This window comes from Acidithiobacillus sp. TH-A36 (assembly GCF_057473445.1).
In genome coordinates this window covers 1-2,540 of record NZ_JBYCKP010000226.1, presented here as the reverse complement: position 1 = coordinate 2,540, position 2,540 = coordinate 1, and the positions used below count along the sequence as shown (strand labels likewise).

Sequence of the window (2,540 nt, the reverse complement as noted above, 5' to 3'; positions counted from 1 at the left end):
TGGGCAGGAACCCGTTGCTCATGTCGCAGATTACGGCCGCTGTTTTTTTTGTGGCCATCCCCGCCATCGCTGTGCTGGGCGTGGTTCAGTATCCCCTTGTCCGGATCGCCGACCTGATCCTGCGCGTTCGTCACCCGGATCATCGTTTTCTGCGCCTGTGGTTCCTGATCTCCGGCTTGATGCTCCTGCCGGTGATTGTGATCCCGGCCTTGCTGGTGGCGCCGCATTTCATGGCGCATCCGCATCAGGCTTCCCATCTGGTGCATCTCCTGATGCACGATGTTTGACCTGGAGTCTGGATCGGCCCGGCTGTATCGACTTTGCGGCACTGGCAGCACAGGTGGATGGCGCAGCTCCTCGACCGGTGGTTCCCCAGGGTAGTCGCCCGCCTTAGCCACCGAAGTCATGATTGCGAAAGGAGCCAAAAACACCCATTCTTAACACTGTTCGAGACCCCATTTCAGGCACTTTGAAATGGCGCCATTACGTCGCACATCGGTGGCGCCATATATTGCCGGTCAGTGACACCAGTCAGCGGGCATGGCCTTTTCTTTGATCTGTGCTTTGTCCTCCCGGGTAAAATGCTGCTTGGGTGCGGGGACCAAGGTGGCATCAATGATCTGACCTCCTCGCGCCAGATAACCGTGCTGGAGAACTTGTTGCTCTACCGCCGCAAACAGGGCTTCGGCACCGGCTACCCCGATGCGGTTCTCAAAATGCCAGATGGTCGTGCGATCGGGCAGGCGCGCGGCATCCAGCAGACCGCAGAAGCGTTGATAGCTGTGGCGATCCAGAAGCTGGTATTCCATCTGTTCATCTGGTGCAGGTCTGCGGCAAACAGATCGGTTTTGATCGCGCTTTTTCTGGACTTCATCGGTCATATCCAATTTCATTTGTTTGGTATATTTTATCACATGTAATTGGAATGAGGGGTTTTCGAGGTGTCCGTCAGCAACTGCGCAGACATTTTTGCCAGTTATGCCGGACCAATATCTGGATCCATATCAAGTGGGTCACCCCATTCATGCCGGACCTCACCACGTGTTTTGTTTGGGATACCGATTCCGGTGAATAATTCTTGAAATGGTTTTAAGTCCCCAGATATAGACGACATACTAGCCAATGACTCCATAATCTTGCCGACTTCCCTTTTGCTCATTGTCGCTACAACCATCTTATCCTCAACATTAACCTGCATGAGATGCTCCTTGCCAAAATGACTTTGGTTGACGGAAATTATTTTCCATGGAAAGTACAGCCTCTGCGGAAAGATAGGCAAAATCCAAAGTAGACCGATTAAAGTCTCCAGCCTTTTTGAGGAGTGCATCAGACACCTTATCCGCCTCAGACTTGGTCATACTTAATCGATAATTACCACCGCCCAGTTTTTCTAGCTTCATAAAAACCTCCTTACATGTGGATACGCACAAATATCCCTAAACCTATCAGGGGTAGACCGTGAAATATAGATAAAGTTCTGACGTGGCGGATTCCCTAATGAAATCGAAATCGTCGCCCAGGAACTGAATGAACCTATCAGCATTTGCTCTAGAATGATTCTGTAACGACTCTATTTCAGTCAATATTTCATTGGGTTGGCCTACGAGGCTGAACGTATGAGGCGCCTAACAGCCGCTACAGAGATGAGCCTAGCCCTACTGGAAAAATTTCATCGCTTGTATTGAAGCGATAAGTCATGGGGTACTTTCACCCTTACGCGTAGGATCCAGGATCCGTCGGTAACCTCAACGTAATAGATTGCCATATCAATAACTATCGTTATGTCTTTACAGACAGTAACATTACAATCACATACAGCACTAGGGTTTTTGGTTGCCACCACGAGGAGGACACCCGTGAATTTGCAACGTCACAAAACAACCGGCAGATCCTTTTCAACATCCGTTGAGCCATCGCTTCAAAGTGGTCAGGTGTTGCTCGACTTTGGGATCAGCGAAACAGACTGGACGAATCTCCTTGATCATAGGGGCAACAAGACGAAGGCATTAGCCTGGATAGAGTCCCGATTGCAGGAAGTGTGCACTTTAAGTCGTGAAGCACAAAAAAGCTATTTGCATGTGATGCTAAAAAATTTGTTGATGGATAGCAATAAGCAATAAATTGACACCTTTTTGACCCTGAAGGAAATTAAAGAGTAGTGGCAAGGAAAAACTATCTGTAAGTTCAAAAGGCAAAGATGAAAGAGAATATCGAAGAATCATCTGATACTGATTCCATACATTGCTATCTGAGAGAAATCCGTCGACAAGATTTAATGACGGCAGCAGAAGAGATTGCTCTTGGCCGGCAGGTCCAGGCCGGAGACATGGATGCTAGAAACATGATGATCGTCAGTAATCTCCGTCTGGTGGTCAATTTAGCCTAGCGTTACGTACGACATGATTTTCCCCTTCTGGATTTGTTTGAAGAAGGGAACCTGGGGCTGATGCGTGCGGTTGAAAAATTTGATCCCGAAAAAGGCTTTCGTTTCTCGACTTATGCTACCTGGTGGATTCGTCAGAGTATCGAGAGAGCCATAA

Annotated in this window: 5 protein-coding genes and 2 pseudogenes; 4 read left to right on the top strand and 3 right to left on the bottom strand. The window is 48.5% G+C overall.

Annotated features, from left to right (window positions below):
- The coding region (locus tag AC2VLY_RS05910; RefSeq protein WP_486892253.1) for a hypothetical protein at positions 1-287 on the top strand (287 nt) is incomplete at its 5' end.
- 240 nt (positions 288-527) lie between these two features.
- Here the strand turns inward: AC2VLY_RS05910 and AC2VLY_RS05905 are convergent.
- From AC2VLY_RS05905 to AC2VLY_RS05895, 3 genes and pseudogenes are all read right to left on the bottom strand, one after another.
- Positions 528-818, bottom strand: a pseudogene (locus AC2VLY_RS05905) (transposase); the annotation flags it as partial.
- A 158-nt stretch (positions 819-976) separates the two neighbouring features.
- On the bottom strand, positions 977-1,198 hold the full coding sequence (locus AC2VLY_RS05900) for a hypothetical protein (protein ID WP_024895501.1): 222 nt from the start codon (positions 1,196-1,198) through the stop codon (positions 977-979).
- Positions 1,188-1,400 carry a hypothetical protein gene (locus tag AC2VLY_RS05895; RefSeq protein WP_486892254.1) on the bottom strand — a complete coding sequence of 71 codons (213 nt, stop codon included), beginning with the start codon at positions 1,398-1,400 and terminating at the stop codon, positions 1,188-1,190. The genes AC2VLY_RS05900 and AC2VLY_RS05895 overlap by 11 nt, the downstream gene beginning before the upstream one ends.
- A 456-nt stretch (positions 1,401-1,856) precedes the next feature.
- Between AC2VLY_RS05895 and AC2VLY_RS05890 the strand changes: the two genes are divergently transcribed.
- From AC2VLY_RS05890 to AC2VLY_RS05880, 3 genes and pseudogenes are all read left to right on the top strand, one after another.
- The gene (locus tag AC2VLY_RS05890; RefSeq protein ID WP_486892255.1) at positions 1,857-2,120 is read left to right on the top strand and encodes a hypothetical protein; all 264 of its coding nucleotides are present in this window, start codon (positions 1,857-1,859) and stop codon (positions 2,118-2,120) included.
- A 77-nt stretch (positions 2,121-2,197) separates the two neighbouring features.
- Positions 2,198-2,386, top strand: coding sequence for a sigma-70 factor domain-containing protein (locus AC2VLY_RS05885; RefSeq protein WP_486892256.1), 189 nt, complete (start codon positions 2,198-2,200; stop codon positions 2,384-2,386).
- 12 nt (positions 2,387-2,398) lie between these two features.
- Positions 2,399-2,540: pseudogene (locus tag AC2VLY_RS05880) on the top strand (sigma-70 family RNA polymerase sigma factor); the annotation flags it as partial.